This is a genomic window from Arthrobacter sp. StoSoilB13, from assembly GCF_019977255.1.
Classification (GTDB): domain Bacteria; phylum Actinomycetota; class Actinomycetes; order Actinomycetales; family Micrococcaceae; genus Arthrobacter.
In genome coordinates, this window is sequence record NZ_AP024647.1 from 1,945,180 (window position 1) to 1,963,865 (window position 18,686).

The 18,686-nt window shown below is 59.3% G+C and carries 15 protein-coding genes and 1 pseudogene; 14 read left to right on the forward strand and 2 right to left on the reverse strand.

The features are described 5' to 3' along the window. Window positions 1–14 precede the first annotated feature (14 nt). From LDP01_RS09065 to LDP01_RS09120, 13 genes and pseudogenes are all read left to right on the forward strand, one after another. Window positions 15–954: pseudogene (locus LDP01_RS09065) on the forward strand (LysR substrate-binding domain-containing protein). Between the two features lie 119 nt (window positions 955–1,073). Further along, window positions 1,074–1,802, forward strand: a complete 729-nt coding sequence (locus LDP01_RS09070) for a phosphatase PAP2 family protein (RefSeq protein ID WP_224088590.1) — start codon at window positions 1,074–1,076, stop codon at window positions 1,800–1,802. A gap of 66 nt (window positions 1,803–1,868) precedes the next feature. Next, window positions 1,869–2,312, forward strand: a complete 444-nt coding sequence (locus LDP01_RS09075; RefSeq protein WP_224088591.1) for an SRPBCC family protein — start codon at window positions 1,869–1,871, stop codon at window positions 2,310–2,312. Window positions 2,313–2,723: 411 nt separating this feature from the next. Then, window positions 2,724–3,599, forward strand: coding sequence for an FHA domain-containing protein (locus LDP01_RS09080; RefSeq protein WP_224088592.1), 876 nt, complete (start codon window positions 2,724–2,726; stop codon window positions 3,597–3,599). Further along, window positions 3,596–6,295, forward strand: coding sequence for a penicillin-binding transpeptidase domain-containing protein (locus LDP01_RS09085; RefSeq protein WP_224088593.1), 2,700 nt, complete (start codon window positions 3,596–3,598; stop codon window positions 6,293–6,295). Before LDP01_RS09080 ends, LDP01_RS09085 begins: the two co-directional genes overlap by 4 nt. Window positions 6,296–6,753: 458 nt before the next feature. Continuing rightward, window positions 6,754–7,290, forward strand: a complete 537-nt coding sequence (locus tag LDP01_RS09090; RefSeq protein ID WP_224088594.1) for a hypothetical protein — start codon at window positions 6,754–6,756, stop codon at window positions 7,288–7,290. A 48-nt stretch (window positions 7,291–7,338) separates the two neighbouring features. Beyond that, a complete protein-coding gene (locus tag LDP01_RS09095; RefSeq protein WP_224088595.1) occupies window positions 7,339–8,037 on the forward strand; it encodes a SpoIIE family protein phosphatase in 699 nt (232 codons plus the stop codon). A 5-nt stretch (window positions 8,038–8,042) separates the two neighbouring features. Next, the gene (locus LDP01_RS09100) at window positions 8,043–10,853 is read left to right on the forward strand and encodes a hypothetical protein (RefSeq protein WP_224088596.1); all 2,811 of its coding nucleotides are present in this window, start codon (window positions 8,043–8,045) and stop codon (window positions 10,851–10,853) included. Between the two features lie 236 nt (window positions 10,854–11,089). Then, window positions 11,090–11,947: a hypothetical protein gene (locus tag LDP01_RS09105; RefSeq protein ID WP_224088597.1), complete on the forward strand. Its 858-nt coding sequence runs from the start codon at window positions 11,090–11,092 to the stop codon at window positions 11,945–11,947. 321 nt (window positions 11,948–12,268) lie between these two features. After that, window positions 12,269–14,701 carry a GAP1-M domain-containing protein gene (locus tag LDP01_RS09110; RefSeq protein ID WP_224088599.1) on the forward strand — a complete coding sequence of 811 codons (2,433 nt, stop codon included), beginning with the start codon at window positions 12,269–12,271 and terminating at the stop codon, window positions 14,699–14,701. A 33-nt stretch (window positions 14,702–14,734) separates the two neighbouring features. Continuing rightward, the gene (locus LDP01_RS09115; protein ID WP_224088601.1) at window positions 14,735–14,941 is read left to right on the forward strand and encodes a hypothetical protein; all 207 of its coding nucleotides are present in this window, start codon (window positions 14,735–14,737) and stop codon (window positions 14,939–14,941) included. 163 nt (window positions 14,942–15,104) lie between these two features. Next, the gene (locus tag LDP01_RS23375) at window positions 15,105–15,242 is read left to right on the forward strand and encodes an SRPBCC family protein (protein ID WP_263433688.1); all 138 of its coding nucleotides are present in this window, start codon (window positions 15,105–15,107) and stop codon (window positions 15,240–15,242) included. Window positions 15,243–15,294: 52 nt separating this feature from the next. Then, a complete protein-coding gene (locus LDP01_RS09120) occupies window positions 15,295–15,549 on the forward strand; it encodes an SRPBCC family protein (protein WP_346658876.1) in 255 nt (84 codons plus the stop codon). A 49-nt stretch (window positions 15,550–15,598) separates the two neighbouring features. Here the strand turns inward: LDP01_RS09120 and LDP01_RS09125 are convergent, their stop codons facing one another. After that, window positions 15,599–16,468 carry an Rv1352/Rv1906c domain-containing protein gene (locus tag LDP01_RS09125; protein ID WP_224088603.1) on the reverse strand — a complete coding sequence of 290 codons (870 nt, stop codon included), beginning with the start codon at window positions 16,466–16,468 and terminating at the stop codon, window positions 15,599–15,601. Window positions 16,469–16,693: 225 nt separating this feature from the next. Between LDP01_RS09125 and LDP01_RS09130 the strand changes: the two genes are divergently transcribed. Further along, entirely contained in the window at window positions 16,694–16,837 is a 144-nt protein-coding gene (locus LDP01_RS09130) for a hypothetical protein (protein ID WP_224088605.1), read from the forward strand. Between the two features lie 14 nt (window positions 16,838–16,851). Here the strand turns inward: LDP01_RS09130 and LDP01_RS09135 are convergent, their stop codons facing one another. Continuing rightward, a complete protein-coding gene (locus LDP01_RS09135; RefSeq protein WP_224088607.1) occupies window positions 16,852–18,525 on the reverse strand; it encodes a sensor histidine kinase in 1,674 nt (557 codons plus the stop codon). Window positions 18,526–18,686 lie beyond the last annotated feature (161 nt).

The window sequence follows — 18,686 nt, forward strand, 5'->3', positions numbered from 1 at the left end:
AGGAGAGTTAACTGATGCTTAATGATCACGGCCAGGAATTATTCGACATTCGGCGGTTGGCTCTGCTGGTTGAAGTGGTGGAGCAGGGATCCATCACTGCTGCGGCCGATCTGATGCTGTACACACCGTCCGCGGTTTCCCAACAATTACGGAAGCTCGAACAGGAAGTAGGCCAACCGCTTCTCACCCGCCGTTCGCGTGGCGTGGTGCCAACAGAAGCGGGCCAGGTGCTCGCCGGGCATGCCCGCAAGATGGTGGGGCAAATGCGCGCGGCCCGTAACGACCTCGACCAGATCGCCGGCCCTCCGCCGCGGCTCCCTGACGGTGGGCACGTTTCCCACCCTCGCAGGATCGTTCCTGCCGCTGGTGATCCGGGCGTTCAAGAAGCGATACCCGGCCATCAGCCTTTCAGTCCGAAGCGCGCGCTTTGAGGAACTGGTGTCAGACCTCGAATCCGGGGAGACCGGCCTTTGTTTGCTCTGGGACTACCCATGGAATCGCTTCCATGACGACGCCATCCGGACAACCGAAGTCTTCCAGGAAAGCACGGTCATCCTCGTGGCCAAAGGACACCACCTCGCCGACCTCGACGAAGTAAAGATGGAGGATCTGAAAAAGGAGTCCTGGATCGTTCGTGCGGATGCCCATCCTGTGGTGGAAGTGCTCCGGCGCTCGGCCAACGAAGCCGGCTTCGAGCCGACCATCGGATTCCTGGCCAACGACTACCAGGAAGCGCAGGCCATGGTCAGCGTGGGAATGGGCGTAGCCATGGTGCCCAAAACCGCCGTAGCACTCCAGCACCCGGATGTCCGGGTGCTGAGCCTCGGCGCTGCTGCCCCGCTGCGCCGGGTACTCCTCGCCCAACGCCAGGACAAGGTCTACGCCCCGGCCGAGGTTGCGTTCCACACAACGCTGTTGGAAATCGCCCGGGATCACGTTGGGGATTACCTCTAAGGCTGGGAGCGGATCCCAGCGAGACCATCCATTGCCCGCTGCAACGGATATCCTTTGTTATGCCCTCACCGGACAGACCGCCGTCGAACGCCCCCGGAGACCCTGGAGATACCTCCGGAGTGCTTCACGATAAGCTCACCATCCCGGAACGATACGTTGCACCGCGGAGTCAGAAGATTCTCTATGTCATCGCGGTTGTCCTCGCGCTGGTCGGCGCCGGATCATTCTTCCTCATCCTCGCCGAAGTAAAGCAAAAAATAGATCTAGCCACGGTGGATGCCACGGTCAGCTCGTGGTTCGTGAGCCAACGCTCACCGACGGCGACAACGGTCATGGCTGTCCTCGCCACCATTTTTGGCCCCATAGTGATGCCCATCATCGTGGCCGCCGTGACCGGGATCTGGATAATCAGGGCGCGAAAGCTCTGGCGGCCTCTCTTGCTTGCCGGGGCAATGCTGACGGGCGTGCTCCTCGCCCAAGTCATTACGCGTTTGGTCGAGCGACCACGACCGCCCATGGATCTCATGGTGCTCGGCGCTGACAGCACCTACTCTTTTCCGTCGGGCCACGTACTCGGCGCCTCCGACTTCCTTCTTGTGGGGGCATTCCTCGTGTTTTCCCGCCGCCGCAGGATAGGTGCGGTCATTGCCGGCTTCAGCGCCGCCGTCGCAGGAATTGTTACCCAAGCCATCAGCAGGCTTTACCTCGGCTACCACTGGCTGACGGATGTCGTCGCTTCCGTCTCTTTGTCACTCATCATTCTGGCCGCGGTCATTGCCTTGGACACGTGGCGCACCACCAAGGCGCTACCCGGGCCCGAAGAGATGGCTGCGAAAAAACGCGGCTGATGTCAGCGTTTATTCGCCGGGTCGAATTCGCGTGAGCTGAGAGACGATGGAGGAGAAGGAGGAGCCATGTCAGCACTCACGCACACCATAGAAATCGACCGACCACCTGATGCGGTTTTTGCGTATGCGAGCGACCCGCTGCGTTTCCCGGAGTGGCAGGCTGACGTCCTGGAGGTGCATTTCGAGGGCCCGGACCGCAGTGAGGTCGGGTCGCGGTTCACCACCACCCGCCGGATCGGACCCAACGAGCGCACAATGACCCAGGAGATCACGGAGGTGGAGCCGCCCCATCGGTTCGCCGCACACGGGGTTGCGGGCCCGATCCGCCCGCACGCGAGCATCGACGTCGAACCGCTCGACGACGGCGCAAGGTCCCGGGTGACATTTGAGCTCGATTTCGAGGGACACGGCTTCGGCAAGGCGCTCGTGCCCGCCGTACGTCAGCTCGCGGCGCGGGGTGCCCCTGCGAGCCACAGGCGGCTTAAAGAGCGGCTCGAGGCGGACGCGTGATTTGCCAGGAGCAGGCGCCCGTGACTTCTTTCGTGGTTCGATACGTGCCGGGGCGATATCCTTCCCAACAATCCATGTTCCGTCTTGGATAGTCCCGTCTCCGTTCCCGTCTTGTGTGGTGCTCGGAACTCGCGGAGCAGCGGCGACGGCCGAATCACGGCTGTAGCCTTCCACCTTTGCCTGTTGTAGGGCCCGTGATAACCGGCACCTGATATGCGGCGACCGTCGAAATTTCGATTTCGACGTCGTTAAAGACAGGAGCACCATGATCTATATCAGTTCCTCCCCGCGGAAAGGACAAAGGTCATGGAAGTTGCGAATCCAACCCCTTGGATCATGCTGATCATCGTTATTCTGGCCGGCACGTTTTTTCTGCGGCGCCGCCACCGGCGTCCCGCCAAAGGTACAAAAATGAGCCTGGCTCTTGCGGCCAGGGTGGCGGAGTGGCTGGGTCTTTCAGCTTCTCCTTCTGATCTCAAGAGCCGAACCGTGAGTGCTTTGATGGGCACGATTGGTGAGAGCTTTTATGAAGGTGCGCCTCTTACCTGCGCTGACCAGGTTCACATCCGCTGCGAAGGCGAGCAGTACTTCCAGCTCCGTCAGCAGTTAGCCCACTTTGCTTCCGTTGTGATTAAGGAAGCGAACGAGCAAGGCAGCGCATACGGCCGCCGGTCAGGCGGGGTGTGGACGGGTTGCCCCCAACTGTCATTTCACCTCCACCGCGGGCCCATGGCAGTCTTCGCCACGCGGGATCCCGATGCCGTCCCGGTTTTCGAGGCTATTGATGACGCCGTAGGCAACATAACACCGACTCCACAAAGCGGACCCAGCCTCATAGAGCACAGTCCCAAGGAGGTCCGCCAGTTTTCGGCCCAAGAAGCTATTCCTTCAACAGAACCTGCCGCTTTCATCCCTCCGACGGAAGGGGTGGCACCTCGATACTCGGTGCATCTAAGTGTTGACGACGCTGTCATCAGCAGCGTTGACGTTCCGGCCCGGACAGCTCCCGTTGGAATCAAAGTTGGACGCGGCCCGGAGTGCGAACTGAAAGTGCCTGCTGAGTCCTCACGCGTATCCCGTATCCACATGGATATGACCTTCGCTGAGAAGGGCATTTACGTGGCAGACAAGTCGACATGGGGCACCTGGCACGGGGTCAACGGCAACTGGCAGCGATTGGACAAGGGAAAGCCAACCTTCGTTGCTGTCGGCGATTCGCTCGCGCTAACCGGCGACCTCGCCATCCAGGTGCGCGTACTCGACGTTCTTGACCAGGACCGTTCATGACCCGGCTTGAAAGTACAATTCGAGGGTACCCGGATCTGCGTGCCAAGGTGCGGGCACTGAGTACGGTGTCGAATCGGGTTCGCGTTGGTCCTTCGATTTTCTGGGGACTCCTTTGTTTGGCGATTTCGGCGGCGACAGTGGCAGGTTCACACCCCCTTTGGCTGTTGGCGGTCATTGGGGTCAGCCTGTCGTCGACTCTAAGCTGCCTTGCAGCTGGATCGGCCCGCACCCAGATCGGAATCCTCTGGTCCATTGCCGCCCTTGGTTCTGCGATACAGGTCCGGCTCGGGGTTGATCCGGTCAAAGTCATGATGCTCCTGGTCGCAGGCGCGGCAGCTTTCATGGCCACGGCAGCAATGGGCAAGCGTCTTTCCAACCGGTTTTGGCCCCTTTCGAGGCTATACAGACTGGGCATAGGCCTCGTTGTGGCTAGCCTGCTGGCTCGTCTGGCCCCCGCGGGCTTGGGAAACATCGACAACGGTCAAGTCAACGTGCCAGGACTGGGCGTTAGCCTGCAAATAGGCGAATTCACCAGGATCTCCTTCATCATCGGGATGGGCCTGGTGCTCCTTGATCTGCTGGAGGCGCGCCGGGCCGGACAATCCGGGACTCTGTGGTGGCGCCACCTGGCAGTGGCTTCTGCCGTAGGACTGCCTTACCTCGCATTTCTCTTTGTGGTCGATCAAGGACCCGCCGGCGTCACGCTGGCAGCCTTGGCGTGGATTGTCATCGCTTCCAGTGCCAACCGTTTCGAACGCCCACGAACGCGCCGTCTCGCTGCACTAGCTGGCTTCGGAGTTGTCCTCGCAGCTCTCGGACTGGCCGCGGCCGGAGTCCTGGAACGCGCGGCCCAGCGCATGGAGGATGTACTTCACCCAGAGGGTCAATTGGATGCAGCGCTTCGGGCCATGAAATTCGGAGGACTCTTCGGCGCGGGAACAGGCTCGTCGGGTTTGATCCCCTGGGTACCCGAAGTTGGCAGCGATTACGTACCCGCGGCCGTTGCAGCAGATTATGGGCTTGCCGTCCTGGCCGTCGTCGGGTCCATACTGATAGTCACCCTTAGCCGGCTGCTGGCCAGCGTGGATACAACCCGAGGCGTCCAGCAATTGCTGGCCTCGGGGCTGGGTTTGGGTCTCTTGGTTCAGTGCACACTTGCCCTCTTCGGCACGCTTGGCGCCATCCCACTGACAGGAATCAGCACCCCGGCGCTTGCCATTACGGGATCAGCGTTCATACCGACGATGATCGTGGCAGGTGTAATAGTCTCCGCAGCAAGCCCGGACCTCCTACAGGGTCAACGGCGACGCCAAATGAACATTGTGCTTCCAGCGCGCTGGTCAGCCTTCCTCTTCATCGTGCTGTCCGTTTCGACATCCTTGATGCCTGTCACGTTGACCCCTCGGGATCTCATGGTTCTCGCACGTGGCAACATTCTTACGGCCGACGGCAAGATCATAGCGACCGATAACAAAGACGGGCTCAGGGTGTATCCGGCGGGAGCCACTTATTCGGAGGTTGGCGCGCACTTTAAGAATGGCTACGCTTATGGCCTGGAAAGCACGGCAGGTTATGACCTGGTCTGCGGTGCCCGGAAGCTGTGGTGGGAATTTCTCTCCGAGCTGCTGAGGCCCGCGCAATGCCGACCGGCAGATGTGGTCACATCCCTGGACTCGGGATTGCAGAGGACTGCCCAAACTGCATTGGGGAGCTCCACCGGCGAGGTTGCGATCGTCGACTCCCACGACGGGTCAGTCCTCGCCTTGTTCGCCAGCAACCAACCGGAGCCTAACAGCGGCGAATCAGCGGCAACTGCCGAGTCGCCATCCCGTCGGCAGGCCTACGCCGTGGGGTCAGTTTTCAAAATCGTGACTGCCGCCGCTGCTCTCATTGAACACGTTGATCCCTCAGGGGTTTCCCTAAGCGAGCTACCGATGAGCAACGGGATACTGAAAAACCACGGTGGCGCGGCCTGCCCGGACTCCACTATCAGAACCATGTTGTCCCGGTCCTGCAACACCACCGCGGGGCACCTCGCAGGTGAACTAGGTCAGCAACGGCTTGCGGAGATCGCGGCCAACTACTTTGGCGCTGATAACGAACTGAACTACGACGGCGGCAATACTGCACCGCTTTCGACCGGGCTTGGCGAATCGATCAGCAAAGATCAATTAATTCGCACTGGCATAGGACAGGAAAGCGTAACGGGCAACGTACTGAACATCGCGGCCATGACCATGAGTATCGCCAAATCCGCTTCAACAGCGTCGGGAAGCCAAACAATTCCTCCACCCCGAATTATCACTGGTTACTGCGATACCAGTGGCTGGCGGCCTCTCACGGAGGCAAAGGCGGGCCACCAGCCGCTCCCTGCGTGGGTGGCAGGTGAGGTTATGGACGGAATGCGGGATGCGGCAAGCAGCGGTACGGCCTCCGCACTGAAAGCCTCACTCGCCGCCGGCACGGACATCGCAGCAAAGACAGGCACTGCGGAGAGCGGTGTTTCAGGGCAGTCGATCGAAGGGTGGGTAAGCGCAATTTTGGACTCGCGATTTGTCGTCACCGTGCACATTCATGGCGCCGACCCTTCAATTAACGAAAAAGCCATAACCGTAGCAGGAAGCGTGCTACGGTCCCTTCAACAAATGCCGCCGACACAACCACGTTGCCCAGATGTGACCAATGGGGAGGTATAACAATGGTTTTTCAGGTCGATGTAGTTTTACTGTCGAAACATGACCCACCCTGGTCCCGTAACGGCAACCTTTCACTGGCGTCGGACTATCAGACGCTCCCAACCGAGATGACGAACGGCGTCCTGCAGCTGGGTGGAAGAGTCAGGGAACTTATCATAGGACGGGCAACAAAGCACGGTGTTGCCCCGGACCAAAGCGACGTTTCAATTCGGGTGGAAGTGCCTGCGGCTTCGGGCTTCGGAGACTTGATGCCGAACAAAGCCATGGTATTCGAGGCAACCCAACCCGGAGAGGGATCCCCGTGGGAGCTTTTCGTCTCATGCCAGGCTTCGCAGCCCGGATGGAGGCTCGTTATCGGCGGTGCAGCGGTTAAGCCCCTTACTCCCCCAGTACGAATCCAGGCTAACCAGCAGGTAAGGCTTCAGCTGGAAAGCTCTCCAAACCAGTGGGAAGACGTCATGGACGCATACATCACGTCCACTGGGGATACGCCGAGCGTGCACGCTTTGGCCCCCACCACCGATCCACTCCCACTGTGGCAGAGGCGCCAAGAGGCAGTGGCGAACATCAAGGTCAAACTGTTCGGCCCCAATCCAAAAGAATGGGGCGAGTGGGCACAGGCCATCGCAGCCATCACCATCTTGTGCCAACGGCCCCGCCTCTTTGAGGCCTACCCGCACCTACGGCTAGAGGCCAGAGCACGAGGTAAATGGCTCCAAGCTGTGATGTCTGAACTCCGGGGACCCATGGCTCAATCCACCCAATACTGGAAGCCTCCCGCGTTCTCGCACGAGCTCACCAAGGCCATGGGCCTAGGGAACTACACCGTCCATGAGGTATTCCCCATGCCTGACCTAGGTATCGTCCCCACGCAGTGGTACGACCGCGCTACCAAGACGCTCATCGGACACAGCGTAGTTACACCGGAGATCATGATGGCGATAGCCGAATGCTTCCCAATGGTGGAAGACCGGCTTAGGAGACGGCAACGATGAACGGGAACGCCCTGAAACACGGCCGTCTGTCCCATGGAGGAGTACACGATGGCTGATGGGGCCTTCGAGTTCGTCGCGGAAGGTACGCAGCTCACGGGACCGCGTGCGGAGCAGAACGATGCTTTCGCATTCGGCCCGTACTCTGCGGTGGTTGCGGACGGAATGGGTGGCGGTGCGGGACCGGGTATGGTCGCCGCCGAGGTCGCAGAGTACTACGGCCAACTTCCGGCCAGTGTTCGAGCAGGAGAACTGGAGGATGCGCTTCGTCGCGCCCCGGACGCATTAGGGCACCAGCTGCTCCGACACGGCCATGAGGACGGCAGTACTGTGTCGGCTGCGGTGCTGGCCCCCGACGGTGAACTTTGGCTCACCAATGCAGGAGACAGCATGAGTGTCCTCATCCGTGGCGAACGCCTGATGTACGTAAACCCCTTGCACAACGTATCCGCAGCTGCTCCTTCCGGCAGCAAAGGCCTTCCCAACCCTTACCAGCTCAACAGATACATTGCTCCGATGCATTCCTTTGCCCCGGAACTCGTGCACTTTCAGGCGGAGGACGGAGACATAGTAATCCTCATGAGCGATGGCGTGCACACGAATCTCGTGGACCGCGATCTCATCGAAATCGTTCACAGCGATGAACGCCCCGCCTCCATCGGCTACGAGATTCTCCGCCGGGCAGCATCCCACTCACTCAAGGACAACGCGACCTGCGTCGTGGCGTCTGTCCGACTCACGAAAGGATAAGCCCGATGAACCTGCCGGCAACGGATCAGCTCCCCAACCAGTCGCCCTTGGCTCAGGCGATCGTAGGCAAGTACGAAGTGAGATACAGCGCCACACCCGAGAACAGGGTGAACAAAAGTCATTCGCGCCCGCCCTACCTCGCTTCGTGGTATCCGCCCCAAAACAGACCCCCAGGGGCACCCCAGTCGGTTGTGGTCAAAGAGTTCGGCCTTAACCCCACGGGAAGGCGCGGAAAAGAAGCCGAGGATGAACGGCACGCCAACGGAGTAAGGCGGGCACGCGAGAAGGGTGCATACGACATCATCACGCCGGTGCAAGCCCGGGGCCACGGTCGCTGGCTGCTCAGGTGCTACGGATGGGATACCAGGGACGACGAGACATGGAAGGCGGTCTTTGAGCAGGCGGGTCCAGACAGCATGTCCTTCGCGCACACATTGAGCGGACGCACACTTCAGGACTTCATTGACGTAGTTCTCCTGTGCTCCTATGATGCCGTCACCGAGCTTAGCCGCCACGGAGTTCACGCGAGGGATGTCCACCCGGGCAACATTCTGCTACCCCTAAAGCACATTTCGACGGATGTCCCGGATCATGTCATACTCGGCGATTTCGACCACGCCTATCTCGCAAATGGACCAATCACGGCGGGGACCAGCACCGGAATGGGAGCTACAACATCCCGGCAGGTTCTCGTTGACCGCCGGCATGAAGGCCTCATAGACGACCTCTTCAGTATCGCAGCGACCTGCCACATTCTGCTCACGGACGGCCAGACGGTCTGGCTAAAGGGACATTTGCGGGCCGGCTACTTCGATAACCACCCAAAAGACTGGTTGGTAGACAACGGTTACCAGATCCGGCCTGACACCCTGGTCCTTAATTCGCTAGATCCGGACCTCTCCCTGGTTCTCAGGGGCCTCCTCCTGGATGATCGGGCAAAACGTCAGCAGGCCATAGATTCCGCGTCCTTTCACAGCGCTTTGGAACGCATCAGGTCCCGGCAAGGGAAACGGCTTCAAGACCGCGCGAATCCGAAGGATCTCCCGGAAAGTATCGTCGTACAGAGCGAGGCGGCGCAGGATCTTTCCGCATGGCACATCCCGGAAAACCCCCAGCCCAGGAAGCGTGCAAAGTCTGCTCTCTGGCGCTATGACCGCTGGGCGGCCTGGAAACTCGCGATGCGTGGCATAAGTGCGTGGACCTTCCTCCCGGCACTACTTATACCTGCGACGGTGTTTTCAATCATTTGGATCATTTGGGGAATTGGGCACAGCGATCAAACAGACTGGTTTAGTAGCTGGTGGTCGATCCCGCAAACAATCATTGCGGCCATGGTGCTCCCCGTGTGCTTGATGATCTATAAAAGAGGAGGTGGAAGGGTCCCAAGCCCACGCTTTGCCGCAAGCGCAGGATTAGGTGGCGGTGTCTTTATCGCGCTTGTACTGATCGGCCCCCGCCTCACGATCCAGGTAGTAGAGGAGTGGTTCTATTCGAATACCGACCTCCCTTGGGCCCTTGACCAATGGCAGCTCTGGCAATGGGGATTTGTTGCCTCCATAACTGTCGCCGTGTGTGCAGTGGGCGCCCTCATTTTCTACCGGCGCAAGCGTGGACCGATGCGCATCGCAACGTTTGCGGTCCTCGGACTGGCGGCGGCTGGCCTGATTGGTGGAGCGCTCACAACCAAGATTCAAAGCGAAAATACCACCACAGCCCTCGGAACGAGCGTGTCATGCCCCAGCCCTGTGGATTTTGGCACAGTGTCCCGCAGAGTCTGCCTCCCCTCCACAAGTGGCTGGACCGTGGTTACGCAATCCGCGTCCTCGGACGCAGCCTGGAAGAGCCTCAAGCTAGGCACACCCTTCGTCAGTTCACTGGACGATCCGGCGGCGACTGTGAGAGTTGCCCTTCGGGACGGAAAGTACGCATGCGTTACTTCATACGTATTGGTCAGTTCGCAATTACCGACTCCGCCACCTCCAGCAGAGCAGCCAGGCATCCCACTCTTGGACAAGGACGACAACACGATCAAAACCGTCACCTTGAGCCGCAAGACAGATGACAACAAGCAGCGTCGAGCCCTGTACGAAGGAAATCATTACTGGCATTACTCCGCCGAGGAAACCGTTGCGAACGGCGATGTGAGCTCCGTTGACAGATACGTCGCGTATGCCGTTAAGAACGGAAAGCCTGACAACGTGGGCCGCTACGGAACAACACGGGCAAGTGTGTACGTGGTGCAGCGAGGCTGCAAAGTTGCGGATCAAACGGAGATAGACATGAGAATCGCTGCGTTGTTAGGAGAATTGAAGTTCGGTGATGATTCTTCCCTCGACAACGTGTACTTCCGGTCCAATCCCAAACAGCTGGCAGCTGCGGGACTCACCCTGGAGAGATTTGTTGTTCCCTTCAGCGAAGCCCTCCAGCCCGCCAAGGAATATACCGCTCCACCTTTGGGAACTCGAGGGGCATTGGCCACCGCTCGGCTCGAACTGCCAAACTCCAAAAAAGGGGTAACTGTCAGCCTCGAGCCACCCCAGCAGCAGTACGCCTGGGGTACACCGGACGCTGAGTATGAGGGCTGGACCTCGCTCCCGGTCAACCCGGATGACCCGGCGATTCCTTCATACACGTTCTATTCGAAGCTGGTTGATGGCCCCAAAGGGCAGCTCCGGATCGTCGTCATAATGGACACAGAACCAGATCCCGGCGATTCCGGCTGGCGAGCACTCAAGACACTTCTGGACGGAGTCCGCCTAGCGCCCCAAGACACTTCCACGCCAGAGCCAACCTCGACCCCCACACCTTCAAAGTAGGAACGATGGCAAGTAACCGATATGTGTGCACGGAATGCCTCAAGCCCGACCTCACGGCAGAGGAATGCATCTGGTCAAACCCAAACACTAAAACCGTAGGACACGCCCCTCCACGCAGGAAGCCGTTCCAAAGCTATTCGGCGGAGCAATTGGAACATAGTCTGTGGCGCAACAACGGCTGGAAACTTCATTGCCCCGAAGGGCATCTTCTTCCGCCCGATTCCCACGAACGGGACATGCTCGTCATCGCGTTGTGGGGCGAGTCCGGCGCCGGGAAAACAGCCTTCGTCAAAGCTTTGATCAACCAATTGGAGCTTGAAAATACGCTTAAACCCCTCGGGATTACGGGCGAACTTGCGCCTGGTTGGCGTCAAACCTATAAGAATGAGTACCTCAACAAGAACGAGCCGACTCACCCCATTCTTTCCGGTCAACCTCTTCGGAAGCCCCTTGTCCTTGAAGTCGAGGTCAACGGTCGAATGTTAAATGTGCTCCTTTACGACACCTCGGGCGAAGAGGGAAAAACCGAAGAGGAGGCCCAAAACCAATATCATTTTGCCCACATCACGGATGTCCTCTTATTCTTTGCTCCTCCAGCGACGCTCGATAAGCTACCAGCCGAGGCTAGGCGGCGCGGTCGGCGGGCTACGCAGAGCAAACTACTGACACGCGAGAAAATCCAGGTCGCCGTCGATGTGGCCAAGGGCAGTCCCCGACAGATGCGCAGACGCCAAAAACTCGTAGTGCCAATCTTCGTGCTCTCCAAGGCGGACCAGCTCAGTGAGGCTACCGGATTCCCTGTGGACGTGCTGAAGCCACGCAAATACGACCGTGGAGTACGGGGGGTAATTTCCGACCTCAATGCTGAAGCAGATGAGCTGGTGCCCTACATCATCGACAAGGGCGGGGAAACGCTGTTGCACAAGGTACAAAGCTTCAACGGAAAAGGCCGCTGTGTTGCCGTCAGCGGCACCGGAAGCGATGATGATGACTCTGGCACTGCGTCCGCATCCGTCGCTGGAGCACCGAACCGCTGCCTTGACCCTCTGATCATCGCCCTGTGGGAACTTGGGTTCATCGAGGCGAAGCCATGACACGCCAATCTGGGGCCCTTGGTACGCGGCCATCCGTGATCCGCATGGAGCAACTGATCTATACATGGGCTGTACACACCCTCACAGGGCCAGGGTTCGGAGTTGTCGGCCAATCGCCGGGATGGCCCGTACGCCCCGAACATCTGCAGGGAGGACTGGGCGGCCAAGTGGCGTACTTGTCGCAAGGGTCAAGCTCGGAGATTTTGCGCGGCATTCCAGCTCCCGAGGGCCGTTGTCTACCGAGTCGACGTCCAGCTCGGAACGATCCTTCTTGTGAAGAGGTACTTGGGACTTGATGCAAATGGACGGAGCGGACGCTACATGGTTCATGCCTTGTGCGACCCCACTAACAGCCTTGACCCCGCGTCGGCACTCACAATTTCGCAGTCCGCGTCGATCGCACGCGATTGGCCCATAGAGGCCCGTCCGCAAACGGATTTGCCACGCATCGACCAGGAACTACCGGTATTCCCTCCCCGGCTGGCACTGAAATCCGATGACGAAAGACTGGCGGACTATGTTACAGGCGTGGCAGGCTGCCTGCTTGAATACATTGAAACGGGGCGGCGAGCGGTCATTGAAGCAGACTACGACCTCCCGATCGCCCGAATCCTGTCGCTAGCCCTGAATTTGATCCCCTCCGGCATGCTCAGAGATGTAACCTTCTCCACCTTCGATGCCCGGCCCGAATCCTGCGACAGTGCCGTCGTCTTTGTATCGCGCGCGTTCAGTGATTGCAGGTCGCTTCATCGTGATCAGGTGATGTGGTCTTTAGATGCCACCGACAAGATGCGCACGACCCGTTTTGGCAAGTTAGGACGGGCACTTCTGCACGCGCAAACCGCCTCGGGTGACCGGTTTCCAGACACCGTCGAGACAATCACGCAATTAGTGAACTATCTCAGAACAGAATCTCTTCTGGTGCGGCGACCTGAAGACCTCGACGATATTGAAGTTTTGACTATTTTGCAGTCAGCTTCCTCCTCCCCATGGTTACAACAACCCCGAACCATGGAAAGGGTTGTTGAGACCATCGCAGAAAATCGTCCCATCGCCCCGCAAATCGCAATCGCTATGAGGGAGGGAAGATTAAGCACAGACCAACGTAGAGACTTCCGGGAACACCTGCTCGGCTCGTTGGCAAATGTCCCAAGCGGCGAAAATAGTCCTGTCTCCAACACCGTAGCGGGTCAGTCTTTTTTGGCCGCAGGCGGCTCCCTTGCAGAAATGTACGATGCCGTATGGACAAGGACGCTCAAACCGCGCATCGATCAGGGAACGCTGGAGGACTCCATGATCACCGATTACGCGTTCATCCTGGACCGGCGTCTCAACGAGCTGGACGGGATCGATCTGGAGAGGGCAGCGGAATGCCGGCCTCTCATCCGATCTACTGGGCAGTGGAACATCGTGCGCCGCCGTGCTGTGACCAGAACATTCGATGACCCTCAGTATGCGCGGGCTTATGCCGATGAAATAAGGGGCCTCTACAACAAATATCCAGAACGTGTCGTAGAAATTCTTAAGTCAGAAATGCTTCATCGCCCCGCAGCATCTGACTGGGGGCAAGTTCTCAGCCGTTTGCCAATTCAGCAGGCCGAGGCGACATTGTCCCACTTAACCGAAGCCTGTGACCTGGAACGTGGTTGGCTACTCGACCTCGCCCGCTCACCTCAACTTTCGCGCTTTTTCGCTGTCTCGATCCTTTCCAATTACTCCTCAAGAATTCAAGATGAAGACGGTATAGCATTCTCTTCCCCGGGTAGGATGCCTATCCCTAAATGGGTGCCCGCCCTGGGCACAGGCCTCTTGGGCCTGGGGACTGGCGCTCTCATCGGAATCGCTATGCCCGTATGGTGGCCGGGCCCCCTTGCCGTCGCAGTCGCTGGAATCTTCCTGTTGTTGGCCACCTTACGTGTCCAGGCAGCCGTCCGGCGGAAGTGGAGCGGCGCAAGCCACGGCATTGCCCTCTTTCGTCGCGCAAGAAATTCGATTCCAACAAGGTTCGCTCCCTTAGCCAAGCCAACCCTGACACGAAGTTCCGGAGTGCATGGCCCTCGGGCAGGCAGAGTCAAGAAGAGCCTGTATTTGGGCATCCCTGCACTGGTTGTCATTGGAGTTTTCGCTCTGTGGTTGCATAACATTTCAGTGGATCCGGATCCTACGGTCCCCGACGAATTACCCGGCGACGGACAGCAGACCCGCCAGCTTGCCACACCCACCGTGACCGGGAACCCAAACACAGGACGCTCTACAGCAACTTCCCGTCCCGGGGACACAGTTACGGAATCTGCAATTCTCCCCGCTCCACCAAATGGTGGTACCGGCGTTTCCGCGCTACAGACGATCCCCCTCCGAGATGTGAGAGCCGTTGATGCCGGACTCGTAGTGGGACCTGGCCGGCACAGCATTGGTGACACTGATTTTCCTGAAAGCTACCTCTCTACGGGTAATGGCGAGAAGGAAAACTACCGGACCTATGAAATTCGCGGCTTATGTACGAGGCTCACGATTTCGTTCGGTCAAGCCTCTCAAACACTTACATCGAGTAAGCCCATCACGTTCAACATCTATCTTGACGACAAAATCTTCGTATCCGTAACAAGTGGTCCGACACAATCAGCAGAACGACAAACCATTCCCCTGGACGGAGTCCAGCGCGTCAAGATAACCGACACCCGCACGGACACAAGCGGCTACGGTGTATGGGGAACTCCAACCCTGACGTGTTCGGTAAACCCAGCACCGAGCTAATAAGACGAATCAGCGGAAGGGCCCGAAAGCGAAGTGAGCGGCAGCATCCTTGGCCGCGAGGGCGGTGGGCGGGCGCGCTCATCATCTGCTGGACCATCGGCCACCTTCAACATCATCGTCGGCAACGAGTGGTTCGCTGTGGCCGGTGGCGCGCTCGAGATCGTCGGGCTCACGCTCGTGGCCGCGGCGGTGTGGCGTTTGACGAACGCGGACTGGGTGGCGCGGGGGGCTGACCCATGATCTTCACAGTCACAGCATTATCTACCCGGAGCATGTCCGGCAAAACCCGTCCGAATGCAAAGCCTGAATCGGCTGCGATCGCCTCGCGCTGCGCCAGCAGGGATCCGCACTCGCCACGTCGTTTTCGGTCGAATCGAGAGACGATGGAGGAGAAGGAGGAGCCATGTCAGCACTCACGCACACCATAGAAATCGAGCGACCACCTGATGAGGTTTTTGCGTATGCGAGCGACATGCTGCGTTTCCCGGAGTGGCAGGCTGACGTCCTGGAGGTGCATTTCGAGGGGCCCGGACCGCAGTGAAGTCGGGTCGCGGTTCACCACCACCCGCCGGATCGGACCCAACGAGCGAACAATGACCCAGGAGATCACGGAGGTGGAGCCGCCCCATCGGTTCGCCGCACACGGGGTTGCGGGCCCGATCCGCCCTCACGCGAGCATCGACGTCGAACCGCTCGACGACGGCGCAAGGTCCCGGATGACATTTGAGCTCGATTTCGAGGGGCACGGCTTCGGCAAGGCCCTCGTGCCCGCCGTACGTCAGCTCGCGGCGCGGGGTGCCCCAGCGAGCCACAGGCGGCTTAAGCAGCGGCTCGAGGCGGACGGATAGCAGCACTGGCGTCGGGCAGTCCGTGGACAGGGCGATTGCTGGGCGGAGCCTATTGCTTCGTCCAGCCTCCGCAGCCTTCCGTTATCAGCCTCTGGCCGCGGACCAGTTTCACCATGGGAAATCCGCTGGTGACAGCTCCTTCAGAGCTATCAGTGCTGCCCGGGCGCGTGATTTGCCAGGAGCACGCGCCTGTGACTTCTTTCATGGTTCGATACGTTCCCGGGGCGATATCCTTCCCAACAATCCATGTTCCGTCTTGGATGATCCCGTCTTGAATAGTCCCGTCTCCGGGCCTGTCTTGGATGGTACTCGGAGCTCGCTGAGCAGCGGCGACTGCCGAATCACGAGCCGCTTCAGTCCCGGCAGCAACCACGCCGAGGAAAAGCGAGGCCGCTCCCACGACGGCAACCACTATTGCGGCCTGTTTGCTGGGTAGCGCAGCCCAAGAGGGCCGCTTGAAAATGAGCGAATAGAGACCAGTAAGCAACGCTGCCAGGCCGACGAAGATCAGGATCGATTCGCCATTCCCTGTAACAGCATTGGCCACGGCAAGTAGGGCAAGCAATGCGCACACGATCCAAAACGAGGGACCGATGCGCTTCTTGGAATCGCTGGACCAATTTTCCCGCGGAGGGTTCTGCGGGAAAGCTGGGGGTCCGAAGCCTGGATGTTGGAAGGGCTGCTGCTGGTAGTAGGGCTGGTACGGAAAAGGCGACTGCTGGAAGGAAGCCTGCTGGAAGGGCGGCTGCTGGTAATGGTGTGGCACTGGAGCAGCAGCGGGTGCTGCAAAAGGCTGCGACGAGCCATACGGAGGCGAGCCCGCAGGCACTCCCGGCGGTGCGAAGGGCTGCGGCTGTTGCAGCGGCACCGCCGGCACTTCCGACTGGCCGTAAGCCGCACCATCCGTGTCGTTTGTCATCAATTCCCCCAATGGAAGTAACCGGCATGGCCCGTTGGTCGGCAGCCGGCCCAACTACGCATCAGACTACGACATCGATTCCAGACATCAGGAATTTCCAGGACATGGAACCGGCATGCCTGAACCCCAATGCCCTACCGGCCGAACGGGCTCACTGCCTAAACTGATGGGGCACGAAGCAATCACGGCTCGCTGGTTTGCCCGTGTTTAGGAATGGAGAGCGCCATGCTCAAGATGCTCTTGTGCAAGCTGAACCTGGGCCACGCCTGGCATGTGGAATCGGCAGAAGATGGCAGCGGCCGCTACAGGCGCTGCACGCGGTGCGGCAAGTACGACCGCGACTGGGATGGCAGCGGCTTTATGCACTGAACGGGCTTATGCCTTCAGTTCTCCTCGGATGGCGTGGCTGGAAGCGAAACCGTAAAGGTGCTGCCTCTCCCGGGTTTGCTGGTGCAGGTGATACTGCCGCCGTGCCGTTCCACGATGGACTTGGTGATGGACAATCCCAGGCCAACGCCCGGAATGGCGGCCTGGCGGGCGGCACCTGTCCGGAAGAAGCGCGTGAAAATCTTCGAGGTCTCCTCCGTGGTCATCCCCATGCCGGTATCTTGAACTTCCAGCTGGATCCACCCGTCGTTCCGGGCAGCCCTCACGGTGACGCGTCCGCCACCCGGGGAGTACTTGATGGCGTTGGACACGAGGTTATCCAGGGCTTGACCCAACCTCAATGGGTCTGCATCTGCCCAGAGGGGTGAAGGTACGTCGGCCACGAGACCCACATTGGCAAAATCAGCCTGCGCATGGGCTGACACCAAGCTGTTCTCAACCAGGCCGGCCACGTCGGTACGCCGTAGGTGGATGCTCTCAACTGCGGCGGCTGACATCAGCAGATCATCCACCAGGACACGGAGCCGCTCGGCGTTGCGCTCAGCGACTTCCAAACGGGTCTGCGCCCTATCCGAGAGCTCTTCATCTCCGCGGAGCACCAAGTCCAGGTTGCCCAGGATGGACGTGAGTGGGGACCCGAATTCGTGGGAAACGTTGGCAACCAATTCATCCTTGGCCGCGAGGGCCTGGACGACGTCGGTCACGTCGCGAAACACGATCACGGCTCCCCCGAACCCTTCATCAACGCCGTATTTCATGCTGCGCGCGGCGGTGGAAATTGCCCGCTGTTCTGCTCCCGTACCGAACCACACAAGGTAATCCGAATACGTTTCTCCCTGGACTGCCCTTTGGGTGGGGCTCTTTTCGGGTGGAAGCGGTGTCAGCCGATCCTGGCCAAAGATCAATAGCTCCTCGCGTGTGGGCGCCGCTCCGGACCGGGATGGAGTCGCCACGCGCTGGAATTCTTTTTGTTGGTTGTTGGTCAAAAGCGTCTCGCCCTTGGAATCGACGGCGACAATTCCGACGTCGATGGTGTCCAGGATCGTCGCAAGCAGCATTTCGCGATCCCTGCTCGCCGCGAGCAATTGCCGCAAAGCTTGGTCACGCTGCCTGACACGCTGTTGCTGAATCCGCGCATTCGAGCCCGAGAGCCGGATGGTAATTGCCACCGCCAACATCACCAGGGGCAGGACGGTAACCGAGAACATGTCGGAGGACGGCGGCTTAGGCAGGTGCGAAATGAATGGCGGGAGGGCAATGACGAGGGGACCCAGAAAACTAATGATGAGGCTGGACCTGGTTCGCAGACCTGAGGCGGACAACCAGATCACGGGAAAAAGTGCCAGAACCACGAGGCCTGGCAGCGAGCCATAGGCACCACTTCGCGTGAATGCGAGGGCAACCAGATCCAGGACCGGAATGACCAGGCTGGCGCCCGGCGCCAGACGCTCCCATGGAACCAGGAAGCAACTCACGAAAAGGATCCCATGCATGAGGATTCCGGTGACAAACAACCCGTTCTGCATGAGGCTTGGCCAAAGGGCTGGGGCAGAGACGAACAATCCTCCGACTACCAGAGTCAAAGGCAATTCACAGACGGCTACCCGGGCTCTGGGCGTCAGTTTTCTAAAGATGCGGGCGGCTGTGCGAAGCAAAGGCTGCTCAGTCAAGGCAGAATCCTTCGTTTGGGGGACACGGACCAAATATCGTTTCGCGCCGATTCCGGGAAGAGCAGGGGGCGGAGCGTAAAACCGGAACGTTGTGACGGCGCATATTGCACATATTAGGTGCTATAAAACTTGAATGCTTGTATCGTACGTATTGGGTGACA